19 protein-coding genes are annotated in these 25,744 nt (G+C 61.8%); 12 read left to right on the top strand and 7 right to left on the bottom strand.

The features are described 5' to 3' along the window. The first annotated feature begins 88 nt into the window (after window positions 1-88). The 6 genes from JNK74_13280 to JNK74_13255 all read left to right on the top strand — a co-directional run bounded on the left by JNK74_13280 (window position 89) and on the right by JNK74_13255 (window position 8,836). On the top strand, window positions 89-943 hold the full coding sequence (locus JNK74_13280) for an ABC transporter permease (protein MBL7647153.1): 855 nt from the start codon (window positions 89-91) through the stop codon (window positions 941-943). Continuing rightward, on the top strand, window positions 943-3,012 hold the full coding sequence (locus tag JNK74_13275) for an ABC transporter ATP-binding protein (GenBank protein ID MBL7647152.1): 2,070 nt from the start codon (window positions 943-945) through the stop codon (window positions 3,010-3,012). The genes JNK74_13280 and JNK74_13275 overlap by 1 nt, the downstream gene beginning before the upstream one ends. 601 nt (window positions 3,013-3,613) lie before the next feature. After that, window positions 3,614-4,609, top strand: coding sequence for a glycosyltransferase (locus JNK74_13270; GenBank protein MBL7647151.1), 996 nt, complete (start codon window positions 3,614-3,616; stop codon window positions 4,607-4,609). Between the two features lie 124 nt (window positions 4,610-4,733). Continuing rightward, window positions 4,734-7,079 carry a glycosyltransferase family 2 protein gene (locus JNK74_13265; protein MBL7647150.1) on the top strand — a complete coding sequence of 782 codons (2,346 nt, stop codon included), beginning with the start codon at window positions 4,734-4,736 and terminating at the stop codon, window positions 7,077-7,079. A 37-nt stretch (window positions 7,080-7,116) separates the two neighbouring features. Further along, entirely contained in the window at window positions 7,117-8,367 is a 1,251-nt protein-coding gene (locus JNK74_13260; protein MBL7647149.1) for a glycosyltransferase family 4 protein, read from the top strand. Next, window positions 8,357-8,836 (top strand): hypothetical protein, encoded by a 480-nt coding sequence (locus JNK74_13255; protein ID MBL7647148.1) that lies wholly within the window; start codon window positions 8,357-8,359, stop codon window positions 8,834-8,836. Before JNK74_13260 ends, JNK74_13255 begins: the two co-directional genes overlap by 11 nt. 10 nt (window positions 8,837-8,846) lie before the next feature. Here JNK74_13255 and JNK74_13250 read toward each other — a convergent pair whose 3' ends face one another. Continuing rightward, window positions 8,847-9,107, bottom strand: a complete 261-nt coding sequence (locus JNK74_13250) for a hypothetical protein (protein MBL7647147.1) — start codon at window positions 9,105-9,107, stop codon at window positions 8,847-8,849. 532 nt (window positions 9,108-9,639) lie between these two features. On the opposite strand from JNK74_13250, the gene JNK74_13245 reads away from it, so the two are divergent. Together JNK74_13245 and JNK74_13240 are read left to right on the top strand one after the other, a co-directional pair. Then, the gene (locus JNK74_13245; protein MBL7647146.1) at window positions 9,640-10,023 is read left to right on the top strand and encodes a hypothetical protein; all 384 of its coding nucleotides are present in this window, start codon (window positions 9,640-9,642) and stop codon (window positions 10,021-10,023) included. Between the two features lie 127 nt (window positions 10,024-10,150). Continuing rightward, the gene (locus tag JNK74_13240) at window positions 10,151-11,473 is read left to right on the top strand and encodes a sigma-54-dependent Fis family transcriptional regulator (GenBank protein ID MBL7647145.1); all 1,323 of its coding nucleotides are present in this window, start codon (window positions 10,151-10,153) and stop codon (window positions 11,471-11,473) included. A gap of 82 nt (window positions 11,474-11,555) precedes the next feature. Here JNK74_13240 and JNK74_13235 read toward each other — a convergent pair whose 3' ends face one another. The 6 genes from JNK74_13235 to JNK74_13210 form a co-directional block, all read right to left on the bottom strand. Then, window positions 11,556-11,930, bottom strand: coding sequence for a response regulator (locus tag JNK74_13235; protein MBL7647144.1), 375 nt, complete (start codon window positions 11,928-11,930; stop codon window positions 11,556-11,558). Window positions 11,931-12,019: 89 nt separating this feature from the next. Then, entirely contained in the window at window positions 12,020-12,856 is an 837-nt protein-coding gene (locus tag JNK74_13230) for a protein-glutamate O-methyltransferase CheR (GenBank protein ID MBL7647143.1), read from the bottom strand. Next, entirely contained in the window at window positions 12,853-14,010 is a 1,158-nt protein-coding gene (cheB, locus tag JNK74_13225) for a chemotaxis-specific protein-glutamate methyltransferase CheB (protein ID MBL7647142.1), read from the bottom strand. Before cheB ends, JNK74_13230 begins: the two co-directional genes overlap by 4 nt. 58 nt (window positions 14,011-14,068) lie before the next feature. Then, window positions 14,069-16,468: a methyl-accepting chemotaxis protein gene (locus JNK74_13220; protein ID MBL7647141.1), complete on the bottom strand. Its 2,400-nt coding sequence runs from the start codon at window positions 16,466-16,468 to the stop codon at window positions 14,069-14,071. A gap of 70 nt (window positions 16,469-16,538) precedes the next feature. Then, entirely contained in the window at window positions 16,539-17,009 is a 471-nt protein-coding gene (locus JNK74_13215) for a chemotaxis protein CheW (protein MBL7647140.1), read from the bottom strand. Then, window positions 17,009-19,765 carry a chemotaxis protein CheW gene (locus JNK74_13210; GenBank protein MBL7647139.1) on the bottom strand — a complete coding sequence of 919 codons (2,757 nt, stop codon included), beginning with the start codon at window positions 19,763-19,765 and terminating at the stop codon, window positions 17,009-17,011. Before JNK74_13210 ends, JNK74_13215 begins: the two co-directional genes overlap by 1 nt. A 287-nt stretch (window positions 19,766-20,052) precedes the next feature. Here JNK74_13210 and JNK74_13205 point away from each other — a divergent pair, with 287 nt between their 5' ends. The 4 genes from JNK74_13205 to JNK74_13190 all read left to right on the top strand — a co-directional run bounded on the left by JNK74_13205 (window position 20,053) and on the right by JNK74_13190 (window position 25,744). Beyond that, entirely contained in the window at window positions 20,053-23,076 is a 3,024-nt protein-coding gene (locus JNK74_13205; protein MBL7647138.1) for a PQQ-dependent sugar dehydrogenase, read from the top strand. Between the two features lie 197 nt (window positions 23,077-23,273). Next, window positions 23,274-24,908 (top strand): phospholipase D family protein, encoded by a 1,635-nt coding sequence (locus JNK74_13200; protein ID MBL7647137.1) that lies wholly within the window; start codon window positions 23,274-23,276, stop codon window positions 24,906-24,908. A 147-nt stretch (window positions 24,909-25,055) separates the two neighbouring features. Beyond that, on the top strand, window positions 25,056-25,244 hold the full coding sequence (locus JNK74_13195) for a type II toxin-antitoxin system HicB family antitoxin (GenBank protein MBL7647136.1): 189 nt from the start codon (window positions 25,056-25,058) through the stop codon (window positions 25,242-25,244). After that, window positions 25,241-25,744 (top strand): hypothetical protein, encoded by a 504-nt coding sequence (locus tag JNK74_13190; GenBank protein ID MBL7647135.1) that lies wholly within the window; start codon window positions 25,241-25,243, stop codon window positions 25,742-25,744. The genes JNK74_13195 and JNK74_13190 overlap by 4 nt, the downstream gene beginning before the upstream one ends.

The following is a 25,744-nucleotide window of genomic DNA, read 5'->3' as shown; positions in this document are numbered from 1 at the left end:
AACTGTCAACTGTCAACTGTCAACTGTCAACTGTCAACTGTCAACTGTCAACTGTCAACTGTCAACTGTCAACTGCTACCATGCCGCCATGGAAACCTCACCCCGAAACAGTACCCTGGCCACGCTGCCCCGCGACCTCCTTCAGTCGCGCGAGCTGCTGATGGATCTTGTGCGCAAGGACCTGCGCGTGCGCTATCGCTATGCCGTCGCGGGCTTCCTCTGGGCCGCCCTGGAGCCACTGGCTTACATGGCCGTGCTCACCTTCGTTTTTCAATGGGTGATGGCGCCGCGCACGGGCACCGCCATGTTCGGCGAGGACGTCCCCTATGCCATGGGCCTGCTCTGTGGCCTGGTCTTCTGGCAGTTTTCCGCCCACGCACTCACCGCCGCGACAAACAGCCTCATCGACAACCAGCATCTCGTGAAGAAAGTAAACTTCACGCGGGAGATCGTGCCCCTCGCCGCCTTCGGCTATCCCTGCGTCGCGCTGCTGATCGGCTTTGTGATTCTTATCGCCGTCCATCTCGCGCTGGGCGGGCATTTAGGTCTGGGCCTCCTCTGGCTTCCAGTGCTATTCGGACTGCAATTTGCCATCACCCTGGGCCTCGCGCTCATCGCCGCCGCAGGCAATGTGCGCTATCGCGATGTGGGCTATCTGGTCAGTGTGGTGCTCGTGCTGGGCTTCTACGCCTCGCCCGTCTTCTACGATCTCGACTGGGTGCTCGCCGCGGCAGGCGCGGGAAGCATTCCGGGATCCGTTACCACCCTCTACCTTACCAATCCCATGACGGAATTGCTGGAGGCCTATCGCCAGATCATTCTGGAAGGGCGCAGTCCCGATTTGTGGCTCCTGGCCTGGCCATTCATCTTCGCGGCTGTGACGCTGCCCACGGGCGCCATCGTATTTCGTCGCAGCGCATCGCGCTTTTCGGATTACCTGTAATGCCAATCATCGATGCCCGAGCGATCACGAAGACTTACCCCCACTCGGGGCGCGGCGTGCTGCTGGGTCGTGGCGGAATCGCGTCGTGGTTTGGACCCAAGGCTTCGCCGCGACAGGCCCTGGCCCCCATGACGCTTTCCATTGAAGCGGGTGAGTCCGTGGGCATCATCGGACGCAACGGATCGGGCAAGAGTACCCTGCTCAAGCTCATCGCGGGTGTTTCATCGCCCTCCTCGGGCACCCTCGCCGTTCACGGCCGCGTGGCCAGTCTCCTGGAGCTCGGCGCGGGCTTCCACCCCATGCTCACGGGCCGGGAGAATGTCTACCTCAATGCGGGGCTTCTGGGCATGCGCCACGCCCAGACCGATGCCTGCTTCGACGCCATCGTGGACTTCGCGGAGATGGGCGAGTTCATCGATCAGACCGTGGACACCTACAGCAGTGGCATGTATGTGCGCCTGGCCTTCTCTGTGGCGATCCATACGAACCCCGATATCTTTCTGGTGGACGAAGTGCTCTCCGTGGGTGATGAAGGATTCCAGCGCAAGTGTCGCGCGCGGATTCTGGAACTAAAGAATGCGGGGAAGACGATTCTCTTTGTGTCTCATGACCTTGGGATTGTGAACACCCTGTGCGACCGGGTGATTCTGCTGGATCAGGGACAGGTGATCTCGCGCGGCGGCGCCCAGACCACCATCGATTTTTACTTGCGCCAGATTGGTCATGCCTCGGCGGTGCACCGGCTGGCCTCGGGCAACACCGAGGCGATCTTCAACCATGGCCGCCTTTCCATCTTCCACGCGCAGCGCGAGGTCACCGCACCCGCGGGTATCAAGGCGCAGTTCTTCAGCCTGGGGCAGTACCACGAATCCACGGTGGCGGAGTGGCGTCTCATAAAGGCCACGGAGACGGAGCTGGAAGCAGCGGGTGTGCTGCCTCGGCTACCAGTCACGATTTTTCTGCACGTTCGGATAGAGGCGGACGCGGTGAGCGTCGAGACATCGTGGGAGAATCACCGTCCCATCGAGCTCAGTTACGCGGCGCTGCAATGCTTCTTCCCCACCTCCTTCACCCGCTGGCAGTTTGGCGCGGACGCGGGTGGCTTTCCGGCAATCACCTTTAATGACCGGCAATGGAGTAATGTCGTTCCGGCAACCCATGAGCCAGGGGATTGCTACCTGTTGGAGGATGCGGAAGGAACCACGGCCCTGCGCATCACCTGCGAGGGCAACGCCGTACCACTCCAGTTGGACAACACGGACTACCTGGCCCAGGCGCGTCTGGCCCATGTTACGGAGGCCTTTCCGTCTTCGTTGTGCCCCCTGCCGCCGGGCAGACGATCCCTTGCGTCCCTGGCAATCGATTGCGGTTGCCATGGCGAAGCCGCCGAAATGGCGCGTCAAGACGCGCTTTCGGCGCGCTCGATTCACTTAGCGCGCGGCTTTGCCCGCATGGACGCGGGAGCGATTGCCATCGTTGGAGAAGAGGGTCCACGTTCGGCTGGCCTGCATCTCCATGTGCAGATCAAAGTGGATGGGCTGTGGATGCTCAGCCAAGGACTCCAGTGGGATACCCCGCACCTGGATAACGCGCGGGTGGTGGCAACGGGCCGTTCCATGCGGCTGCCATTCTCGCTCGAATGGAGCATGGCACACGCTGAAATCGAACTGACGCTGAATGCGGCACTGATTGTCGAAAGGCCGCTGCTTCTCGACGAGTACAATATCTCCCTGAACCTGACCGGTGCCTTCACGGACTGGAAAACATCGGAAGAATCAGGCCATTTCGAAGTCGACGCGCCTGTGAACGGCTGGCGACACCTCAACACCCGCTTCGCGCCGGGAGACTGGATTCAGGCGTCCTCCGCGACGTTGCCCGCCATCACCCTGCGGGGATACTCAACACTCGGCACCATCCACCCCACCGCGATCCTCACGGGCGGCGGGCACAGTGGCCCCCTGCTCCAACTCCTGTGCAGCCCCGGGCAAGCGGGGCGCTTCACGTTGCAACCGGGACGGCACGAATTGTTTTCAGGGCGGGTTACCGTGGAGCTGGATACTGAAAAATGAGCCGAGGCATCGCATTAGATATCCGAAGTCGTGCCACGCGATCCGGCAACGCCGGTTCGTGTGCGTATGGCGAGGTTTTCGCCATTCCGCCCACGAAATCTGGAAGGAACGGCACAACGGATCTTGGACATTCCTGTCCGAGGCAAAGTGGACATCTGCAATCACAGCGACTTCCAACCTCGTGGCAATTCTTAGAGGCCGTGAATTTTCCCGCCAAAGCAGTCGCCAATCGGGAGCGCGGGTTTTCTTACCCGCGTATCGTGCGACGAAGTCGCACGAAAGTCACGGACTGGAAAGTCCGTGCTCCCGCTGGCCGATGCTTTTATGATCTCTCCGCGCAATCAAGGTATTTCGCAAGAGCAGAGTCAAATCACCCACAAGCTCCCCCGCTGCGCTCCGCCGCGTGTGGGTGGCCCCCGGAGATCGCTTCGGAGCACCACGTCACACAATCGCCTCCGTGGAACACGACGCTCGCGCTGACCCGTGATCGCTGCATCGAATTTCCCTCCTTCATGGCACACGAATCGGCGTTGCCGAATCGCGTGGCACGACCTGGGAGCCACCTCGACAGACCGGTTGTTTCTCTCATTGGAAACGCGCTATGAATCCCGCCGTCTCCGTTGTTGTCCCCGCGTACAATCAGGCCCGCCTGCTCGCTCGCCTGCTCGACTCGCTTACCACCTTGGTCAATGCGCCGTCCTTTGAGATCATCATCGTCGACGACGCCTCGCCCGACGCCACCGGGCCCGTAGTGGCGGCGTGGATCGCCGCTCATCCGGAAATCTCCTGCCGTTATTTTCGACAGGACCGCAACCAGGGCCCCGGCGCGGCGCGCAATCGCGGCGTGGAAGAAGCCCAAGGCGAATTCGTGGCATTTACCGATACGGATTGTGTTGTGGGTGAGCACTGGCTTTCCGCCCTCATTGCGGGTTTCACCAGCGACGCTATCGCAGGCGTGGGTGGGCCGGTCGCGCCTTACAATGCCGAGAGTCTCTTCGCACTGTACAACACGGTCAATAGCAGCCTACAGCCCATCGTCTCCGAGCACTTCCCCATCCCCTATCTCGTGACCTGCAATTGCGTTTACCGGCGCGACGTTCTTCGTGAAGCCGGGGGATTCCCGTCCGACATTCCCACGCCAGGCGGCGAAGATGTTGCCGCGAGCATCGCCCTCTACAAACGGGGCTACCGCTTCGCCTTTGCGCCCGATGCGCGGGTTCGCCATGACTACCGCGATACGTGGAAGAGTTTTCGCCGCACATGGAAGAACTACGGCTTCGGCTGCGGCCTCGTGGCGCGGCGCATGCTCAGTCCCGCCGAGCGCAATCCCGAGTGGCAACAATGGGAAGGCGACAACCACTGGAGCGTGCTGTCCATTCGCCCCACCGTAACGGGGGTACGCTCGCTATTCAAGGACCTCCGCTGGTTCTGGGGCCGCACCGCAGGGCACAACCTGGAAGTGCCGGAGCGCGCGCAGCTAGTGCTTGTCCGAGCCGTGGAGCGCATTTGCTACTACGAAGGCTGGAAGTGCGCAGCACGGCGCTGTCACGCCGCACATATCATGGATCCATCGGACCGATCAGACGGATCGGACTGATCGATTGAAGAACGATCGACCTTCGCTTGCAATCTCTGCTTTGCGCCCCGCATGATCCTTCCCGGCAGGCAGGCCCGTCGTTTGCGCTGCCGGAATCGGCCCGTACCGGGCTACGGACCCCTTTGTGACCACAGCCGCGACTGACATATCCCGCCCCGGAAAAGCCTCCGCTCTGCCGTCCGTTCGCGGACTGGTCCTGGGCCAGAATCGTCGCGGCGAGGTGGTGGAACTCACCACCCTGCGCCAGTGGCTGCGACTGAGCGCGGAAGCCCAACTGGTTCGCAAGGTCGACTATTGGGAACCCGTGGCGACTTCCGCTCGGGTCCTCCCCATGCTTGAGGAAGCAACCCATCTGGGCCTGCAATTGTCGTTACGGACAACGTCCGCCACGCCCCTGCCCCTTCTGCCCGAGCTGCGCGATGCCGGCCTGTTCGATGTGCTGCTTTGCGTTGATGTCGTCGATGTCGATGTCATTTCCCGCTGGGCGCAGGCCTGCGTTGAGGCCCACCTGCCCCTGCGTGTTCAACTACTTGCCACCGCCATCCCCGAGACGCCCTCCGGCGCGCTCGTGGCGGCCCTGGGCAAGGCGAAGCACATCTCCATGGCGCTTGAGGACCCGATCTCGCCTGGTGCGTCCCGCCCCGCGCTCGAAAACATCATGGCCCTGGCCAAGGCATTGGCCGACGCCGAAGTCGCGGTTCATCTGCTGGATCTGCCTTTCTGCGCTGTCCCGGAGCGCCTTTGGCCCTGGGTGGTTAACGAAGCACAGCGCCTTGCAACGCCCCAGCACTACCAGCCCGCCGCACTCGATTTCGCGCTGAAGATGGCCCCGCTGTCATCGCGCCGCATTCACCAGGCGGTAGAGCTTTCCCTGGGGCAGGGCGCCTCCTTTCACAATCTCATCGACAACGCGGTGCTCCCGTGGATCCTGGAGAAGCCCCGCTGGTTCTTCTGGCTCTGGTTCCTCCACAAGCTCACGCGGCGGCTTCCCCTGCGCCGATCGGTTCCCGCGCCGCTGCCGGAGGATCTCTCCGCACTGGAGCATGCCCTCGCCGATCATCGGGCCGCGCGCGCGCGCTATCTTGGTCCGCAATGCGCCACCTGTCGCCTCCACCCGGTCTGCGATCATCCGGGCGAATCGTTCAAGCGCGCCTTCCCAGGTCATCCGCTCATCCCGGTCAGCGGCGAGGCAACTCACGATCCGCTGGTTTTTCTATCCGAGGGTGCGACGTGGCATGACCCCATCGACACGGAACGGCTCGATCTCCCCGAAAAACGCCTTTCATTGGCGGAGGAAGCCCGACGTCGCATCGCCGGGGAAACGCCCACGCGCGAGATACCGGCGGAAAGCTACTGTATCGAGCACCACGCCACCCACCGGATGCCCGCTTCCGTGCGCTGGTTTTCCTTTTCAACCGCCGAAATGCAGAGCACGGTCCTCGCGCGCCTCTCCCCGCCCTTTACCCTGGCGCTAACCGTTGGCGGGGGCATTGCGGACGCGGTCGGCTTCAGCGTTGGACGCACCGCGCGGATCCTGTGTCCTATGACCGCCTACGACCACCAGATCGTGCTCCATGTGGACGCCCAGGGCCAGTACGTGCTTCTCCGCGATGGCGTCACCGTGCCCCCGGCAACCTTGCACGATGCCCATCGCGTACCCGAACGCCTCGGCAGCGTGGTGGAGCCGCGCATCGCCCTGATCAATGTAGATGGGCAGATTGTGACCCAGACCGTGCTGCTCTGGGAGAACAAGACACAGACCACTGTCGCAACGGCACGGCACTCCGTCGTGATCGTGTGCTCCCGCTTCTCACGGAGGCTCCAAGCGGCCCTGCAGGCCCTCGCGCACCAGCAGGGGCCCCAGCCCGGTGAACTGGAAGTGATCGTGGCCTACGTGCCCGGCATCGACGCCACAGACGACGTGCTGGACAGCCTCCAGGCGGTCTACCCCGCGCTGACGCTCCGCCGCATCCCTTTCGCCCCGGATCGCCTGCGGGCGAAGGGCTTTCTCATCAATGAATGTACGGCCCTGGCCTCGGGCGAGTGGATCACGCTGCTGGATGCGGACATCCTCCTGCCGCCCGACTATTTCGTGCGATTGGACGCGCTGGAGGCCGAAGTTGTCTTCGCAGCGCCCGAGGGGCGGCACATGCTGGACGCCACGGCGACTGCGCGTATCCTTCTGGGCGAAATCCGGCCCTGGGATCATTATAATGAGCTCCGCCAGCAGGCAGCGGAGTACCGCCATCATGAATCCGATGGGGTGCCGCCGGGCTTCTGCCAGAGTGTACGCCGCCGGGTCTTCGATTCGGTCCGCTATGAAGAGCTGGACCACTTCGAGGGTTCGGACTGGTGGTTCAGCAGGCGGGTCATGGATCAGTTCGGACCCGTGCGGCGATTGGATGGGATGGCCGTGCTGCATCTGGATCACGGGGGCAGCCAGTGGTACGGGACGGGGAAACAACGTTGAGCGTTTGGTTTGATTCGAGTCCCAGCGGGTGTGCGCCATGCGCATAGCTCTGGTGGACCTGCTGTTTTCGTGGCCGCCGAATGGCGGCGCGGATGTGGATCTGTACAATCTCGCCCAGGGCCTCGCGCGCCTGGGGCACGACGTACAGGTCATTTTCGTAAACGACCCCGCATCGTGGGAGCGCGGCTCGATCAATGCCGGCACCCTGCCCTTTCCCGTGCTCGGGGTCTCCGGCGCGCGGAAGCACTTCACGCGACAGTCCCTTCCCCGCCGCATCCGCGAGGCGGTGGACCTGTGGCGGCCCGAGGTGGTCTTTCTGGGCGACGGCTTTCACATGAAGCCCTATGTGGGCCTGGCGCTGGCCGATTACCCCCTCGTGGTGCGCTACTATGCCTACGAAATGGCTTGTCTGCGCGATATTCTCCACTACAAGGACGGCGCGCCCTGTCCCAATCATTTTCTCAAGACCAACGACGCCTGCCGGGCCTGCGCTCTGCCCCATCTCGCGGGGGAAATCAAGAGCGGCCGTCCCCACGCCTGGGCGCAGGAATATCTGGACGCGCGGGCCTATGAGCCGGGCTATGCCGATGTGGTCCGGGCTTTCCTGAAAAAGGTCACCACGGCCGTGGTTTACAACCAGACCATGAAGGATCTCCTGAGCTGGCACTGCGGCGATATCCAGGTGATTCCGGGCGGCGTGGATGCGGGCCGCTTCCGCTTCGAGCCGCCGGAGAAGAAGGGACCAAAGGATATAAAGCACATTCTGATGACGGGGCGTGCGGAAGATCCGATGAAGGGTTTCAATGTGCTGGCCGAAGCGGGTGAGCGCCTGCTGCGCCAGCGGAGTGACTTCCGCATCCAGGTGACGCTACCGGAGGAAACGTCCGTGCCCCCATTCGTGCGGGCCGTGGGCTGGCACGCCCATGAGGCGCTGGCGCCGCTGTATCGGCAATCCGACATCTGCGTGGCGCCGAGCATCTGGCGGGAACCCTTCGGCATGGTGGCGCTCGAAGCCATGGCCACGGGCCGCCCCGTATGCGCCAGTCGCACCGGCGGTCTTCAGGAAATCGTGACCCATATGAAGACCGGATTTCTCTTCGAGCCGGGCGACGCCGAGGATCTCGCGAAGCAACTGGAGTTGCTCCTGGACAATCCCGAGTTGCGCCTGCGCATGGGCATTGCCGCGCAGGATCGGGTGGATGAGGAGTACACCTGGGCCCAGATCACCTTGAGAAAGTATTTCCCCGTGCTGGAACGGGCCCGGAGGCGTGCGCAGGATGGCCGCTGAATCCAACACCCATGCCCCCGAGCGCATCTGCGCCTTCTACAGCAAGGGGCCCCACTTCGTCCGCATGCTGAGACGGCTGCGGGCGGAGTATCCCGATGAGATTATCGTGGCGGCAATTCCGTCAACCTTTCCCTTCGACGTGATCGAGGGGCTGGCGGATGAAACATTCCGCTTTCCCGAGGCGGCGGATAGCGCTTCGACCGCCGGTAGCCTCCAAGTCGTGCGCGAACTCCGGAGAACGAAGTGCAGCCACGTGGTGGTGATGTTCGACAGCCCCCGGCTCAATCTGCTCGCGCGGCTGAGCGGCGCATCCAAACGCTGGTGCTATTCGGTGGATGGCCGTCTCCGGCCCCTGAGCCAGCCCCTGACGCGGCTCATACTGGCCCCGGCCTGGCTGCGCCTCTGCGGACAGATGGACTATCTCCGGGCGAAGCTGGGCACAAAACGCCGGAGCCGCAATGCGGAGTAGGTCCGTTGAATCAGGACGCGAGCTGCTCCATCGGGATCGCTTCGTCGATGAGCATGACGGGGATATCTTCGCGGATCACGTAGAGGTAGGCCCCGTCTTCCCGAATGAGTCCGCCGTCAATGGCCGTATCCACGACCTCACCACCCCGATTCTTGAGGGAGCCGCCCGCGATGGCGCCGTTGATGCGATCAATGGTCGATTGATCGGCCATCGTTACGGGGGTCTTGTTCTCCGGACATACCAGTATGCTCAACAGTTCCTGATCCACCATGCGGGTTCCTTCTCCATTGGTTGCGCGCCGAAACGGCGCATCGCCCCATTGTAACCCATTGCCGCCGTACCCCGCCAGACAAAACACGGCCTTGCCCAAGGCAAAACCTATTGAAGCGATTCACCAGGAAGGCACGGAGAAAACAACCGAGGAGAGGAAGAATGGACGGGACTTCTCGACAGTGCGCGCATCGAGAAGAGACTCGATCGCCTCATGAATTCTACTTGCTTCTCCGCACCTTCGTCTTTCCGTGGTTCTATTTCCTGGTTGCGGCCAACGACCGCCCGGATACTTCCATGGTCAGTCCGCTTTCGCAGCTATCGAAACGGCATGGATGCTCTATTTCAGGCCCCCGCCGCGCGAGCCAGGACTGCTCTCAGCCGCAATAGCTGTATCATCCGTAGTAGCAAAATAAATGGCTCCCCTCCCTATGGAATCCCGCACGAACCGCAGGCAAAACGCACAATCCGCAACGCCGCTATTGACTATGGCATGGCGCACTTCGTAGGCTAGTGGTGATGGAGCCATCGGGATGTATTCATGCTTCAACTGTCAGGCCCCCTGGGAAAGCACACTGCGCCAACCGGCCGTGAAGGAGACTTGCGGCCAGTGCGGAGCCTATCTGCACTGCTGCCGGAATTGCCGTTTTCACCGGAAGGGCTACCCGAATGCATGTTACATCCCCGACACGGAAAAAATAGCCGACAAGGCGCGGGCTAATTTCTGCGATGAATTTGAATTTCGATCCGCGTCGAAATCGACTGGCGTGCAATCGGCCGCGCAGGATCAGTTGACGGAGCTCTGGGGAGAGGACTCCGATAAGCAGCGTTCGGATCGCGACGACGGCGCGGTCAAGGAGTGGTTGTTGGAGTCCGATACTACGGTAAAAGGCTTCGATGATCTGTTTGACGACTAACACTTCTTGATAAACGGCGCTTCTCGTGGTACCCTCAGTGAGGGGAAATTCTCAGCAACAGAGCGAGCATAGTGTGAATACTGAAAACAAGCCCCGTACAATACTCGTGGTCGATGACAAAGCTAACATGCGACAGATGTTGGAAGCGGCCTTTGCCGACCATGGATATACGGTCGAAACGGCGGCCAGCGGCGCCGAAGCCATCAGCAAACTCCAGTTGACCCCTTTTGATGTGGTCATCACGGACATGAACATGCCCGAAGGCACGGGGCTGGACGTGTTGCGGGCGGCCAAGGCGGTTTCCTCCGATACCGGCGTGATCATCGTCACGGCCTATGGCACCATCGATACGGCGGTCGAAGCCATGCGTCTCGGCGCCTACGACTTTGTGACCAAGCCCTTCCGGCTTTCGGACATCGAGCGCAAAGTCGCGCGAATTCTTCGCGGGCGTTCGGGAGCGGAAGCCCGCCCCGCCCAGACGTGGATTCACCCTTCCGTCCAGCACATGATCGGGGCAAGCGCCCAGATCCGCAAGCTGATGAAGCTCATCATCAAGATCGCCCCGAGCAACAGTTCCGTGCTGATTACGGGGCCCAGCGGTGTGGGCAAAGAGCTCGTCGCCCGCGCCATTCACGAGGCCAGTGGCCGCCGTGACAATCCTTTTGTGGCGCTGAACTGCGCCGCCCTGGCACCGGGCGTGCTGGAGAGCGAGCTTTTCGGCCACGAGAAGGGCGCCTTCACGGGAGCCGACGGGCGCTATGTGGGCCGCTTCGAAAAAGCCCACACGGGCACCCTCTTCCTGGACGAAGTCGGCGAGATTGACCCCTCCATCCAGACCAAGCTGCTGCGGGTGCTTCAAGAGGGCGAGCTCGAGCGCGTCGGCGGCGGCCAGCCCCTCAAGGTCGATGTTCGCATCGTGGCGGCCACGAATCGCGACCTGCGGGAAGCGATTGAAGAAGGGAGCTTTCGGGAGGACTTCTACTACCGGCTCAACGTATTCTCCCTGGAAGTGAGCGCCCTCCGCGAGCGGCGCGACGACATCCCGGCGCTGGTGGACCATTTCCTGCGCAAGTTTTCGTTAGAATTGGGCAAGGAAGTATTGGAAGTCGAAGACGACGTCATGGGCGTATTGCTGAATTATACGTGGCCCGGCAACGTGCGGGAACTGGAAAACACCATCGAGCGCGCCGTGGTGCTGTGCGACGGCGACTGCATTACGCGGGACGAACTCCCCCCCCAGATGCTTCAGGTGTCGATGGAAAACCCCTCGCCCATGCCCACGCTGGCCATTCCCGAGGGCTCCCTCATCGAGCGCACGGACAAGCTGGAAAGCGATCTGATCCAGGGGGCACTGGAACGATTCCGGTGGAACAAGACCAAGGCCGCCGAACATCTGGGCCTCAAACGCACCACGCTCCAGTATAAGATCAAGAAGTACGGACTGGAATAGGAATTACGAATAACGAATTATGAATTGTGAAAGTGCAAAGCAAAAGCGGCGATTTGATCGTTCGTAATTCACAATTCTTAATTCATAATTCCCCCAAGTGCTCCACCATCTTGGTCGCCAGTTCCTCCTGGGCGAAGGGCTTCGTGATGTAGTTCGCGGCTCCGGTCTTAATGGCGTCGATAATGGACTTCCGTTCGCTCTCCGTGGTGACCATGATCACCGGAATCGGCTTGAATCGCTCGTCGGCCTTCAGGCGCTTGAGCACTTCGAAGCCGCTGATGCCCGGCATGTTCACATCCAGCATGATAAGCGACACGTCCTCCCAGTGGCTCTCCAGAATCTCCAGGCCGGCCTCACCATCGGGCGCGCCCATGAAGTCGTAGCCCAGCATTTCCGAGGCCCCCTGCACTATATGGCGCATCTGCGCGGAATCATCGATGGATAGAATGGTCGACATGGTTCCTCCGGCATCGTGGTGTGGCACCAGTTGCGAATTCAGCGGCGCGGCGAGGGCGGCCGCCGGGTCCTTCCTTCGGAAGGGCCTTCTCAAATCGTGTAGTAATAACCGCCGCCATGGCTCTTCATCTCAAACTCTTCGTTGACCCCCCGCAGCGATTCGACCGCGCCGATAATCAGGTGCCCCGGCCGGCTTGCCGCGCGGGCGAGATTCTTGAAGAGTGCCTGTTTGAAGGAGAGAGAGAAATAGATGGCGACATAGCGCAAGAATATGACGTCGAAACGCCCCAGGGCGGATGGCGAATCCTGGAGGTTGAATTTCTGAAAGGTGGCCAGATTCTTCACCGGATCGTTCACCACCCAGATCCGGCCATCGGTGTGGAAATACCGATCCCGCAATTCATCCGAAAGGCCCCGCCGGATCGCGATGGCGTCGTAGCGGGCGTTCTTCGCCAGAAAGAGCGCGGAGGAGGATATGTCGGTCCCCACGATCTCAAACTGCTCGGGACGAATCCCCGGCGTGACGCGGCAGTACTCGTGGATCGTCATGGCGATGGAGTAGGCCTCCTGCCCGGTCGACGACGCCGCCGACCAGATGCGCACCTTCTGCCGCTTGCCGGCGCGGAGCTCCTTCACCAGATCGGGAAGAATTTTCTCGCGCAGGATCACGAAGGGATGGGTGTCGCGAAACCAGAGCGTCTCGTTCGTCGTCATCGCGTCGATGATCTTGTCGTGCAGGGCCGCGTCGTTGCTGTTCTTGATCAGCCTGTGGAACTGGGTAAAGTCGTCGCAGCCGTTGAGCGCCATCAACTTGGTGAGGCGCGTCTCGATGAGATAGGCCTTCTCCTCGCCAAGGGCGATTCCGCACCGCTCTTCGATGTAGTCGCGGAGCAGCTTGAACTCCGTACTGGAAATGCCGGCGCTCACGGAATCTGCCCCGGATTTCGAACGATCTGGTGGATCCGTTCGGCCAACTGCACCACAGGCACCCGCGCGTCGGAAAGCCCCGCTTCGTCCACGGCGCGCGGCATGCCATAGACCACACAGGTGGACTCTTCCTGCGTCAGACAAATGCAGCCTTGTCTCTTCATCGCGCGTACTCCCTCGCAACCATCCTCACCCATGCCGGTCATGACCACGGCCAATATCTTACCACCAAAATAGGTGGATGCGGATCGAAAAAGTACATTGACCGACGGACGGCAGTTCTGCTCCGGCGGATTTTCGTTCAACGCGACCACATGGCCGTCGCCGCGCCCTGGATCTTGTCGGATAACCATGTGCTTTCCCCCGGGGGCGATCAAAACGGTGTTGGGCAGAATAGGCTCCCCCTCCTGCGCCTCGCGAACCGGCAGAGCCGACTTTCGCCCGAGGCTCTCCGCCAGCGACGCGGTGAAGAGCGGGGGCATGTGCTGGACAATCAACACCGGCACGTTGAGATCGGCCCTGAGGTGCGGCACCAGTTCCTTCAGCGCGTTCGGACCGCCCGTGGACACGCCAATGACCACCAGCTCGATCCGGGTCGGGCGCTTGCCCGCATAGCGCTCCGGCACGGGCCGGGGAACCGGGACGGGCGCAGGGACGGGCGCCGACGTAGCGGACTTTTCGGGCATGCGCGCGGCAACGGGCGGGCGTTCCACCGCGCTCCGGCGGCCGGGCCGGAGCGCGCGGCGCGTCTGAAAGAGTTGCACGAGGCGCTTGATGTGCTGGGCAAGCTGGCGCTGGCTCTCTTCGGGATCAGCCCCCTCGGGTTTCGGCACGAAGTCAATCGCGCCGCGCTCAAGCGCTCGGATGGTGATGCCCGCCGCGCTGGTGTTTGCCCCGCTGATCATAATCACCCCCACCTCCGGAAATCGCTCCCGGATAACCTCCAGCGTCTTGAGCCCGTCCAGTACCGGCATTTCCACGTCAAGCAGCACGAGATCGACCTCGGCAGTCTCCATTTTCGCCAAGGCGATCTTGCCATTGGGCGCGGTGGCGGCCAGGACGGTGCCGGGCAGCCCCTCGATGATGGTCGACAAAATGCGGCGGTAAATGATTGTATCGTCCACCACCAGCACGCGCAGGTTCTGGTCGGCCATGGGTCTCCTTCCGTTGGTAATTCGCATCTTCAGGGCCCCGCTGCGAAGCGGAAGGCCGTCAATAAGTGAACTGGCCCACCAAGGTGTTCAGCCGGGAGGCGAGTCCCGACAGTTCCTCCGCCGATGAATTGACAACATCCGCACTCTCCTCCGCCTCCGATGCGGCGCGGCTTACGCCCTCCACCGCCGCCAGCACCGCCCCCATGCCACGGCTCGCTTCGGCGGCGCTGCCGGCAATCTCGTTGGCGCCCGCCGCCAGTTCGCCGATGCTGCGGGTCATTTCGCCCACGCCCTGCGAGGCCTCCTGAGCGTTCCGCGCCACCTCGCTGGTTCCGGTGGCGGTATTCTGAACATTGCGCGCCATCTCTTCCGCGCTCCGTGCGGCCTCGCCGACGTTCCGCGCGATCTCATTCAAGGTAGCGTTCTGCTCCAGGACCGTATGGGCGATTCCCGAAAAGGCTTCGTTTATTCCGCCGATGACCCCGACGATCCCGCCAATCGCTTTGACCGCGGCGCGGGTTTCCGATTGCATCAGCTCCACCTGACCGCGAATGTCGTCGGTGGCCCTGGAGGTCTGCTTCGCCAGCTCCTTCACCTCGCCGGCGACCACGGCGAAGCCCTTGCCCGCCTCCCCCGCGGAGGCGGCTTCAATGGTGGCGTTCAGCGCCAGCAGATTCGTCTGGGCCGCAATGCCCGCGATAAGGTCCACCACCTTGCTGATTTCTTCGGCCGACTTCCCGAGCCTGCTCATAACGTCCGCGGTGGAGTCCGCGGCTGTCGACGCATCCCGCGCGGTGACCGAGGCCTTCTCGGTGCTGGTCGAAACGCTGCTGAGCGAGGCGGATAGTTCTTCGATGGCGGCGGAGATGGAGTGAACCGATGTGGCGGTCTCTTCCACCGTGTGCGCGATGCCCTGCATGGAGGAGGACACTTCCTCTACGGCCGCACTCACCGTGACCAGGCTGGAGGAAACTTCCTCCGCGGCGGTGGCGACCTGATTCGCGTTGGCGCTGCTCTCTTCAATGCCCGCGGCGATGGATTGAATGTTCCGGGTGGACGACGCCACATTCTCCGCGGCGGAATCCGACTGGGCGCCAACCTGTTTCACGCTTCGGCGCATCCGCAGGGCGACCTCCGACAGGCCGCTTGCGGAGTTGTTGAGTTGACTTGCGTTGCCCGCAATCTCGCCGACAATTTCCACGAGCTTGTCCTGGAAAACGTTGAACCAGTGGGCGAGCTCGCCGATTTCGTCCCGGCTCTTGACCGCGAGCCGGCGGGTGAGGTCGCCCTCGCCGGTGGCGATATCCTTGAGAATGGCCGATGTGGACTGCAGAGGTCGGGCCATCCGTCCGCCCAGCAGGTAGCCGCCGAGCGCTATGCCGATGGTGAAGAGCGCGCACATCGCGACAATCTTGGAACGGTCGCGAATGGCGGCGGCGGAGAATTCGCTCTGCGGAATTCGGACGAGGACCGACCAGTTCATGCCCGGAAATCCGAGGGCGCCCGTCAAGTGGGTATATCCCGCGGCCTGTACGATGCCTTTACGTTCGTGGGTCACGAATTGATAGCCCGTCTCGCCGGCGACGGCGGCGCGGGCGGCGCTGACATCCTTCTCCACGAGATTTAAGTTAAACAACACGTTGTCGAGATCGTGGACCACCGAATTTTCATCCCCCCTTCCGGCGGCGGGATCGTAGTCCACGATAATGTTTCCCTTGCCGTCCAGCAGGGTAAATTCGCTCCCCGGATAACCGGCGGCGCCCAGCTCCTCGTGGGCCGCCAGAAAAAAATCCTCCACCAGTGCGAAGCGCGTTCGGTTGCTCCAGTAGCCAATCACCTTCCCCGATTCATCTTTCGCCGGCGCCGAAAAACCCAGGGTGAGTCCGTCGTCATTTTTCTCCTGAAATACCCGCTGAACAATCGGATCAATATGGACATCTTCGATGAAGGTCCCATCCGAACGTTTGTTGTCCGCCGCGCTGAAGGGCATCTCCCGGGTAAACTCGCCCGCCTGACAAGCCTTGAACCACGGGGCTTCGCTGAAATCCAGGTCGTAGATAAACGCCGTATCCAGGGACGCCCCGTCGCTGTCCCGCGAATTCACCGCGATCACGCTGCCCTCCAGGTCCACCAGCAACGTGAGATAGTAGATGTCGTAGGTATCCACGTAGCCGTTCATGGCCCGAACGATCCCGTTGGCCGATTCCTCTTTCTGATACCAGCTATCCTGGTCGAGCAGGATGCGATTGAGACAAAAGGCCTGCACGTCTCCATAGCGCTCGAAGAGGTTCCGGTCGATCTTGTCGGCGATGCCCGTGGCGAAGCCCTGCATCTGGACGAGTTGCTTCTCTTCCGTGTTCAGGGTGGACCGGTAGGCCATGGACCCCAGAAAACCCATGGGGACCAGGCCAAAAATGAGAAAGGAGAAAATGAACTTTCCTTTGACGCCCAACTTCACGAGCTTGGCACTCCTTGCGTATTGCGGCCCCCGCGCCGCCACACGCCCCCACAGTTTCCAGTCATTCCATTCAATTGAAAGTCAGCACCTTGGCCACGTCGAGTATGGCGATCAGCGCCTCTTCCTTCTTGACCACGCCCATCAACATGCCCGCATGGGTGGCCTCAATATTCGCGGGCGGCGGTTCCAACTCGTGGTCCGCCGCATCCACCACGTCTCCGATCCCATCCACCAGCAGCCCGGCCGGATCGGCGATATCTTTCATTGAAGCCCGAAGCGCATCGGGACATACGGCGTTCAGCTCATTGCGCCCCTTGATGATGATATTGTGGGTGTCGAGCGAATGCTCCTGCGCGGGCAACCCGAGGCGCACGCGCATGTCCAGGATCGTCACAATCTGTCCCCGCAGATTGATCAGCCCCCGGATGAAGTCCTTCTCTTTCGGAATCGCGGTGATGTCGAGCACATTGTTGATCTCGCGCACCAGCGTGATATCGACCCCGAAGAGTTGCTGGCCGATACGGCACGTTACAAATTGCATCAGGAAATCCTTTCGTGAACGCCCGTGGAGGCAATGAGGGTGCCGGGATCGAGAAAGAGCGTCAACTGATCATTCACGATGGCCGTGCCCTCCAGGCCGGGGCCGGAACGCTCCGCCTCGCGCAGATTCACTTCCACGTCCACCGCGTCCACGATGCGCGAGACCAGAATACCGGCGGAGGAACCCGTGCCGGGAACGCCGTTCTCCTGGCGGGGGATGATCATGTAGAGCGTTTCCGCCTCCGGAAGGGGGCGCACCGGCAGATACTGCTCGAGGCGGATCAGGGGCAGTCCGTGGCCGCGATACTCGAGATATTCCTGATCGCCCACCACCTTGATATCCCGCACTTGCAGGCGTTCGAGGCGGAGGACGGTGTCCTGGGCCACCGCAAAATACTCGTCGGGGCTGGCGTTGAAAATTATGACCGAACGCCGGGCGGCGCGGGCACGGGCCTCGCGGCGCGCCTCTTCTTCGCGGCGGCGCTGTTCTTCGGCCTCCACATCGGAAAAATGGAGGTTGCCCGCGTCGGCAACGCCCGCCATATCCAGAATGGTGATCACACGCCCGTCGCCCAGGATGGTCGCGCCACTGAAGCAGGGGCTTTGCTTGAGAAAACAGGACAGGGGCTTCACAACGATTTCTTCGGTATCGAATAATTCATCCACAATCATGCCGAAGCGATTTCCACCGATGCGGGACACCACAATATTGTAATCACTGCGCCACTGGGTGCGGCGGGTGGCGCCGCGCTCTTGAAGCTCCACCGAATCTTCCTGAAGGGCCTCCGCACCCATATCCATCGATCGGCGATCGGCAATACGCTGGCGCTGGTCGTCCCGGCGCTCGCCGGTCGCTAGATCGGCGTAACGCCGGGGTATGGCGAGCACGTCCGAAAGGCGGAGCAGCGGCAGCAGCATTCCCCGGAGGCGGAGCACATCCTGGCCCTGAACCTTCTCGATTCGTTTGGCCACTTCCTCCGCCCGTACCCATACAAACTCCTCTACATTGACCTGCGGAACCGCAAATCGGTGCTCCTGCACGCCCACAATCAGCGAAGGGATAATGGCAAGCGTCAGGGGAAGCTGAAGCAGGACGGTCGTGCCCTTGTTTACGGCCGTGTCCAGTTGTACGGTGCCGCCAAGCTTCTCGATGTTCGATCGCACGACATCCATGCCGACGCCGCGGCCGGATACGTCGGAGACGACTTCCGCCGTGGAAAAGCCGGGCGCGAAAACCAGGTTGACCAGTTCGCGGCTGCTCATGCGCGAGGCCTGTTCCCGGGTCACCACCCCCTTCTCAATCGCCTTGCGGGACACCTTCTCCGGGTCGATGCCGCGCCCGTCGTCCCGAATACTGATGTTCACCTGACCCGCTTCGTGGTACGCGCGCAGTTGGATGGTCCCCTGGGGATTCTTGCCTTTGGCCTTACGCTCCGAGGGCGGCTCCAGCGCGTGGTCCGCGCAGTTGCGGATGATATGGGTCATCGGGTCGGAAAGACTTTCCAGGATGGATTTGTCCAGTTCGACCTCGTTACCCTCCATGGTGATGGCGATGTCCTTCCCTAGCGTGCGCGCCATATCACGCACGACCCGGGGAAACTTGCCGAAGATCGCGCCGATGGGCTGCATGCGGGTCTGCATGATCCCTTCCTGCACGTCGGTGGTAACGTGGTCAATATTCTGAAGAATACCCGACAGCCCGGGAATAGTCTGGGCGTGACTCTCCATCACGCGCAAGAGCTGGTTGCGCGCCAGTACGAGTTCACCCGCGGAGTTCATCAGCCGGGTGAGCAAGTCCACGCGCACGCGCAGCGTGTCCGCCACGTCCGCTTTGCGGACCTCCCCACTCTCCGCCGGCGGGGGCGCAGTGCCCGCATCCGAGACCGCTTCGGATACCGCTGCGATTTCATCGGGCACGGTCGTTGGCGCGGTCGGGACTTCGGGTGCGGCCTTTACCGGCTCAGGGGCCGGAGTCTGGGCGGGCGGACCCAGCAGATCGGTGGTGACCGAGGCTACCTGCTCTTCGGGCAGTTCGAGGGCCGTGCCGATAAGGGATGGCTCCAGCACGGTGGAAAACAGAAAGCAGAAGGGTTCCCGCGTCGCCAGGGCCGCCTCCAGGCTGTCGAGTACCGACGACTCCGAGGCGACGCAAAGCACATCCCCGAGAGCGGCTGCGTTCTCGGCAAACCCCGCACCCGCGGGGTCGTCCGCGGCGAGATCCTGGGCGGGCAACACGTCCGCAACAAAAAGAAATCGGCCATGGCTCAGGATCCGAGCGACTTCCGCCGGGTCGTAGGGCAGGAGGTCGAGCTTGTCTCGAAGTGAAAGCCCGGCCTCGGCGACCGGTGCGGCGTGATCCACAACGGAGCGGCCCCCGTCGATGATCTTTTTCAGATCCGCCAGTTCCTCGGCGCAGGGCACGCCCTCGCTGCCCTGTATGTCGTCCACCATGGCCCGTAGTTTGTCCACGCCGCGCAGGAGGACATCGGTGATCACGGGGTTGATGGAGAGTTCGCCATCCCGCACCATCATCAGCACGTTTTCCATGCTGTGACTCAGGTGCTTGAGGGAATCGTAGGCGAGAAATCCCGCCCCGCCCTTAATGCTGTGAATGGCTCGAAACACCCGATTGATCGTCTCGGGGGCAACATCGGAAGACTCTTCCATGCCGAGGAGATCGGGTTCGATGGCGTCGAGGTGCTCTCGGCTCTCCGTAACAAAATCACTGATCAGACTGTCGTTGAAAAACTCGCTCATGGCCAGTGGTCTCTCCGATCTGTAGTTCCAACTCCCCAACTCTAACTACAGCATAATCAAACGGCGAGACTTACACAAGTGAAATCCACCAAAGCCTTGCCGTACCCCGCGCAAATCCCGGTCCGAAATCCGGGATTAAGTGATTGTTTCCGGGGAGGGCCGAATCCAGCCCCACGGAACTTCGCCCTGATTTCCCGAGGTGCATCTTCGCCGAAATTCGGATACACTACCCGTCGCAATTGGCAACACTGTTGTTCCGGGCCGCAGACGAGAGGGATCGATCCACCATGCTTCGTAATCATGTTTCATTTTTCAGCGGCCTGGCGGCATGCGCCCTGGCCCTGGTCTCCACCGGTGGCGCCCATGCCCAATTGGATCCCGAGGCCGGCCTGAAAGCCCTCGAGCCCGGCGAGGGCCTGGAAGTTTCGCTCTTCGCGGCGGATGAGCACCTCGTGAACCCCACCGCCATCGACATCGACGCCCAGGGTCGGGTCTGGGTTACGGAAGCGGCCAACTACCGGCTTTTCAAGCACCCCACGGTGCGGGCCACGGGCGACCGGGTTCGCGTCCTGGAAGATACGGACGGCGATGGGCGCTGCGACAAGGCCACGACCTTTTACGAGGACCCGAGCGTCCAGGCCCCCCTCGGCGTGGCCGTGCTCGGAGACCGCGTCTATATCTGCCAGAGTCCGGAGCTTTATTACCTGGAAGACACGGATGGCGACCTGAAGGCGGACAAGAAGACGGTCGTCCTCACGGGATTTGGCGGTGTGGATCACGACCATGCCATCCACGGGGCGATGATCGGGCCGGATGGATTCATCTATATGACGGTGGGCGATGGCGGATTCGATATTACGGACGGATCGGGCAGGCGCCAGATTGGCGGCAAAGGCGGTGAACATCCCGACTATGACGCGGCGACGGTGTTGCGGGTGGATCTGGATGGGCGGCATCTGGAGGTGCTGGCAGAGGGCATGCGCAATCCCTACGAGCCCACCGTGGACTCTTTCGGCAACGTTTACGGATCCGACAACGACGACGACGGCAACGAGCAGGTTCAGATCAACTACGTGGTTGAAGGCGGCCACTACGGCTACTGGCCCCGCCGCCAGGGCGACCGCCACCTGGATGAGGTCCACTGGAACAAGGACCGGGCCGGGGTCATGCCCAACATGATCCGCACGGGCTTCGGCTCTCCCACGGGCATTCTGTTCTACGAGGGCGAAAACTTGCCGCAGCGTCTTCGGAACACGCTGATCCATGCCGACGCGGGTCCGGGCGTCATCCGCTCCTACCGCCCCGTCGCAAATGGTGCGGGCTTCAAGGGCGAGATGGAAGTAATACTCTCCGCCCCCTCCGACAAGTGGTTTCGACCAAGCGATGTGTGCGCCGCGCCGGACGGCTCCATTTTCGTGGCGGACTGGTATGATCCCGGTGTGGGCGGACATAACATGGGCGACACCACCCGCGGGCGCATCTACCGGCTGGCCGCGAAGGACTCGAAGTACACGGTGCCCGCCCTTGATGTACAGACGGACGCCGGCCTGAGTGAAGCTTTCACATCGCCCAACCTGGCCCGACGCTATCTGGCCCAGTCGCGCCTGCGGGGCGAACTGGCGGGTGCGGAAGTTCCCCAGCTCCACCATATCTACCAGCACAAGAACCCCGCCATCCGCGCGCGCGCCCTCTGGCTCCTCGCGGAGGAGAAGAACCACGGTCTGGAGACGCTCCTGGCTCTCGCCAAGGACGAGTCGCCCGCCTTCCGTGTGCAGGCGGTCCGCCTCCTCGCAAAGCGCGGTATGGATTCCCTGTATCAGGCGCCAGAACTACTGGATGATAAAGACCCAATGGTGCGGCGGCAGATTCTGATTGAATTGCGCAACGCGCCGGATTCGGAGACGCTTCAGCAGTGGTTAGTGGCCCTCGCGCTCCAGTACGACGGCAAGGATCGCTTCTACCGCGAAGCGATCGGCATCGCCTTCCGGGGCAAGGAGGCCTGGGGCTACGAACAACTGGCGAGTAAAATCGGCGAGCGCTGGGATGAACGATTCGCGGGAATCGCCCTCCAGCTTCACCCCGTGGCTGCTCTGCCCGCCGCGAAGGCCGCGCTGGAAAATGGGGCGCTGGGCGATACCCCCCGGAAAGCCGCGCTCGACGTTATCGACGCCATCGGCACCGAGGAAGCCGGCCGGATCCTTGTGGCCCAGGTGCTGGAGCCGGCCTCGCCCGAACTCTATAGCCACGCGCTCCACCATCTCGGACGAAACGCGGGCATTGACTGGCAGGCGGTAACCGCGGGTGAGGAAGTCGACGGGGCCATCATCGCCGCGCTGACCGATCCCGTGCGCGGCAAGGCCACCGGACAGTTCGTCGCGGATACTGGACGCCAGAGCCTGGCGCCGACCCTGGTGGCCCGCGCCGTAGACCCGAAACTTGCCCAGCCCGCCCGTCTGGAGGCCCTCGCCGGGGTCACCATTGTCGCGCCCAAAGTGGACCCGTCAAAAGCCGACGAACTGGTGGGCCAACTGGCCGCCCTCCTTCAGGACGGTGGCGAAGCCATGCAGGAGCCGGCCCTCGCCGCCATCGAGGCATTCCGGGGCTCCGCAAGCCAGACCTTGCTCTTGGGCCTGCTGAAAGAGGCCGAACGACCCCTGCCCTTCCGCATTGCGGCGGTGCGCCAGCTCGCCAACGCCCGCACCGGCGCCCTGGGCCTCCTGGGCCTCGTGGAGTCCAACGAGCTGCCCGAAGATCTCACCCCCGAAGTGCGCGAACTGGTCCACGCCAGTCCCTTTGAAGACGTCCAGATGATGGCCCAGCAGCTCCTCCCCCGCGACCTCACGGCGGACGGCAAGGCCCTGCCCCCGATGGAAGAACTTGTCGCCATGACCGGGGACCCGGCGCATGGCAGAGAGGTCTTCTTCAGCGAAGACTACGCCCAGTGCCATCGCTGCCACCAGGTGGCGGGTGAAGGCAAGGTCGTGGGGCCGGACCTCAGCACCATCGGCCAGAAGGCCGGACGGGAAGCCCTGCTCCAGTCCATCCTGTACCCCAGCGCGGCCATCTCCCACGAATACGAAGTGTGGATCCTGGAAACCGAATGGGACGGCCTTCTGAGCGGATTTGTCGTGGGCGAAGACGAGAATGCGGTCCAGTTCAAGGACGCAAGCGGCGCGGTTAAACCGATCAAGAAGGCCGACATACTCGACCGCCGAAAGAGCAAGACCTCGCTGATGCCCACGGGACTCGCCGCCGCCATGAGCGCCCAGGACCTGAGCGACCTCGTGGCGTATCTGACGACGCTGAAGTAACATCACGAATATACGCGGGCCGCATGACGCGAGACGTCATGCGGCCCATTTTGATTCCCGGTTATCCTCGGCGCTTCCGTCGTGACAAGCGGTCGAAGCACGCACTATACTCTTCAACCATGAAGTCTCTGGCGTGGACAATTTGGGCCGTGGTCCTTTTCGCCGGTTGGGGTTTCCCCGCCGTTGGGGAGTCCCCTGTGTCGCCGCTCCAGACTTTCTCGTGGAAGCTGCAGGACAACAACCCCTTCGGCAGCCAGGACATCGAGCGGGGAAACCACGTCACCATCATCGACCACGGTCGGGACGCCCTGCTCCTCCGGGTTCATCTCATCCGCAGCGCCGAGTACAGCATCGATATTCAGACCTTCATCCTGGAAAACGACGAAACGGGACGCTACCTCTCCTATGAGCTGATCGAAGCCGCGAAGCGCGGCGTGAAGGTGCGCCTGCTCGCCGACCACTTCATGTCCGCCCGCGACCCCGAGTGGGCCGCTTTCCTCGCCACGGCCCACCCGAACTTCGAATTGCGTTATTATCGCCCGCCCGTGGGGCAGATCAACCCCTCCAAGGCGGAGCTGGCGCTCCACGGTCTCCTTTTCTTTCAGGCGGCCAACCAGCGCATGCACAACAAGATTCTCGCGGTGGACGGGGCCATTGCGGTGACCGGCGGCCGCAACATCGACAACCACTATTACAACCAGAGCCTGAGCTACAACTTCTACGACCTGGACGCCATGGTCGTGGGGCCCGTGGTGCCGGCGATGGAGCGCTCCTTCGAAGAGTTCTGGGACTATCGGCGCTCGATACCCGCGCAGAAGTTGGGCGACGTTCAGGGTCGCATCCGCCGCAATGAAGTGACCCCGCGACCGACCCGCGCGGACTTCGGCATCGAAGACTATTTCGACGACATTGAAGTCCAGGCCGCCGACATGGCGCTGATCAAGAAGCGCTTTGTGGATACCCTGGTACCGGCGGACCGGGTCCAGTTTCTCGCGGATAATCCGGGCAAGAACAGCCTCGTTGGCCTCTGGGGCGGCGGCACCGCCACGCGGAATCTGCGCAAGATAATCCGCGGCTCAAAAAACGAACTGCTCCTCCAGAGTCCCTACCTGATCCTGAATCGAACCGCACGGCGCCATTTCGGAAAAATGCGCCGAAAAAACCCGGATATGGATATCATCGTCTCCACCAACAGCCTCGCGGCCACGGACAACACCCTCGCTTACTCCGGCAACTACAAACTGCGAACGGCCTACATTGAAAAAATCGGCATGGAGATCTACGAGTACAAGCCCCACCCCGCCGAGTTGCTCACCCACCTCCCCAATTACGAAATATTGAAAGCGCGGGCGGCGCTGGAGGGACTCGATCGCGAGCCCTTCCTGTGCATCCACGGCAAGGCATTCGTTGTGGACAAAACCATCGCCTACATCGGGTCCTACAACGTGGACCCGCGCTCCGAAAACCTCAACACCGAAATGGGCCTGCTCATCGAAGATCCGGAGATTGTGGATCGCCTCCGCCGATGCATCCTGGGCCGCGCCCACCCCGAAAACGCCTGGGTCATCGCCCGCCGCGAGTTCCCCCTGTCGGAAGTGAACTTCTTCTTCGAGGGGCTCTCCTGGTGGAGCCCGGTGGACATCTGGCCCATCCGCAACACCACCAGCTTCGAACTTATCCCCGGCAAGGAGCCCGTCCCCCCGGACCATCCCGACTTCTACCAGAACTATACCGACGTCGGCAGCTTCCCCGGCGCCGCCACGGGCTCGGTGAAACAACTCACCACGTCGTTGTATAAAATGTTCAACACGCTGGTGATTCCGGTAATGTAAGGAGACACCCGATATGTTCAGTTCTGGAGACTGGAAATTTGGAATTTACTTCTACGACTGGGGAGTTGAATTTTGGATTCTCGGCGTTATGGTCGCCCTGACGTCCACTACAGTCATCGTATTGTTTTGGAAGAAGTGGAAATGGCCATGATTGGAACTTCAGAGTTCACTCCGGTTCTGCAGCAGGTCGGCGATTGTTGGATTGGTTGGATCAAGGAAACCCCTGGCGTGAACTGCCAGGAGGACACTCGAGATGCGTTGATCGAGACATTGATGGTGACATTGGGGGAAGCGCTGGAGTTCAACCGGCAGTTCGGCATGGGAGCAACCGATTGAAATCCAAGTGGAAAAGCGCGTGCGTAGCCGTTGCCCTCATTATTGTCCTGATACTCGCTGCGCGTGAGATTGGATGGATCGATTTCAACCTGCACACGTCCAACATTTCGGCCACCCATGCCTCAACCTTGAACCGCTTCCAACTTCGCGATAAAGACCGCTTCAGCTATAACTTTTCGCTACTCCACGGTGGTGAGGTTCTGTACACGTATAACAACACCGTTCATGGCAGCGCTCCCATGGTCATAGACGCAGTGCTGGAAACACCTGCATACACCGGAAACGCGGTTATGCCTTTTGTAAAAGATTTCAACATGGAGTACGTCTGCAATTTCTCCACTGTGAAATCGCCTGATGACAGCAGTCTAAGCGGCTCCATCTCGGGCTCGGTGAACGCCAGAATTCTCGGGCTTTGTTCCCGCCGCACGGCGCGCCAACTGGCTCTTGATTCGGCAACCAAGTATATTCAGTCCGAGGTTGAGAAATGGGGAAGGCTTTAA

The organism is Candidatus Hydrogenedentota bacterium (genome assembly GCA_016791475.1).
GTDB lineage: Bacteria > Hydrogenedentota > Hydrogenedentia > Hydrogenedentales > JAEUWI01 > JAEUWI01.
Note: the sequence above shows the minus strand (reverse complement) of the source record. Positions and strands in the feature narration are given on the sequence as shown.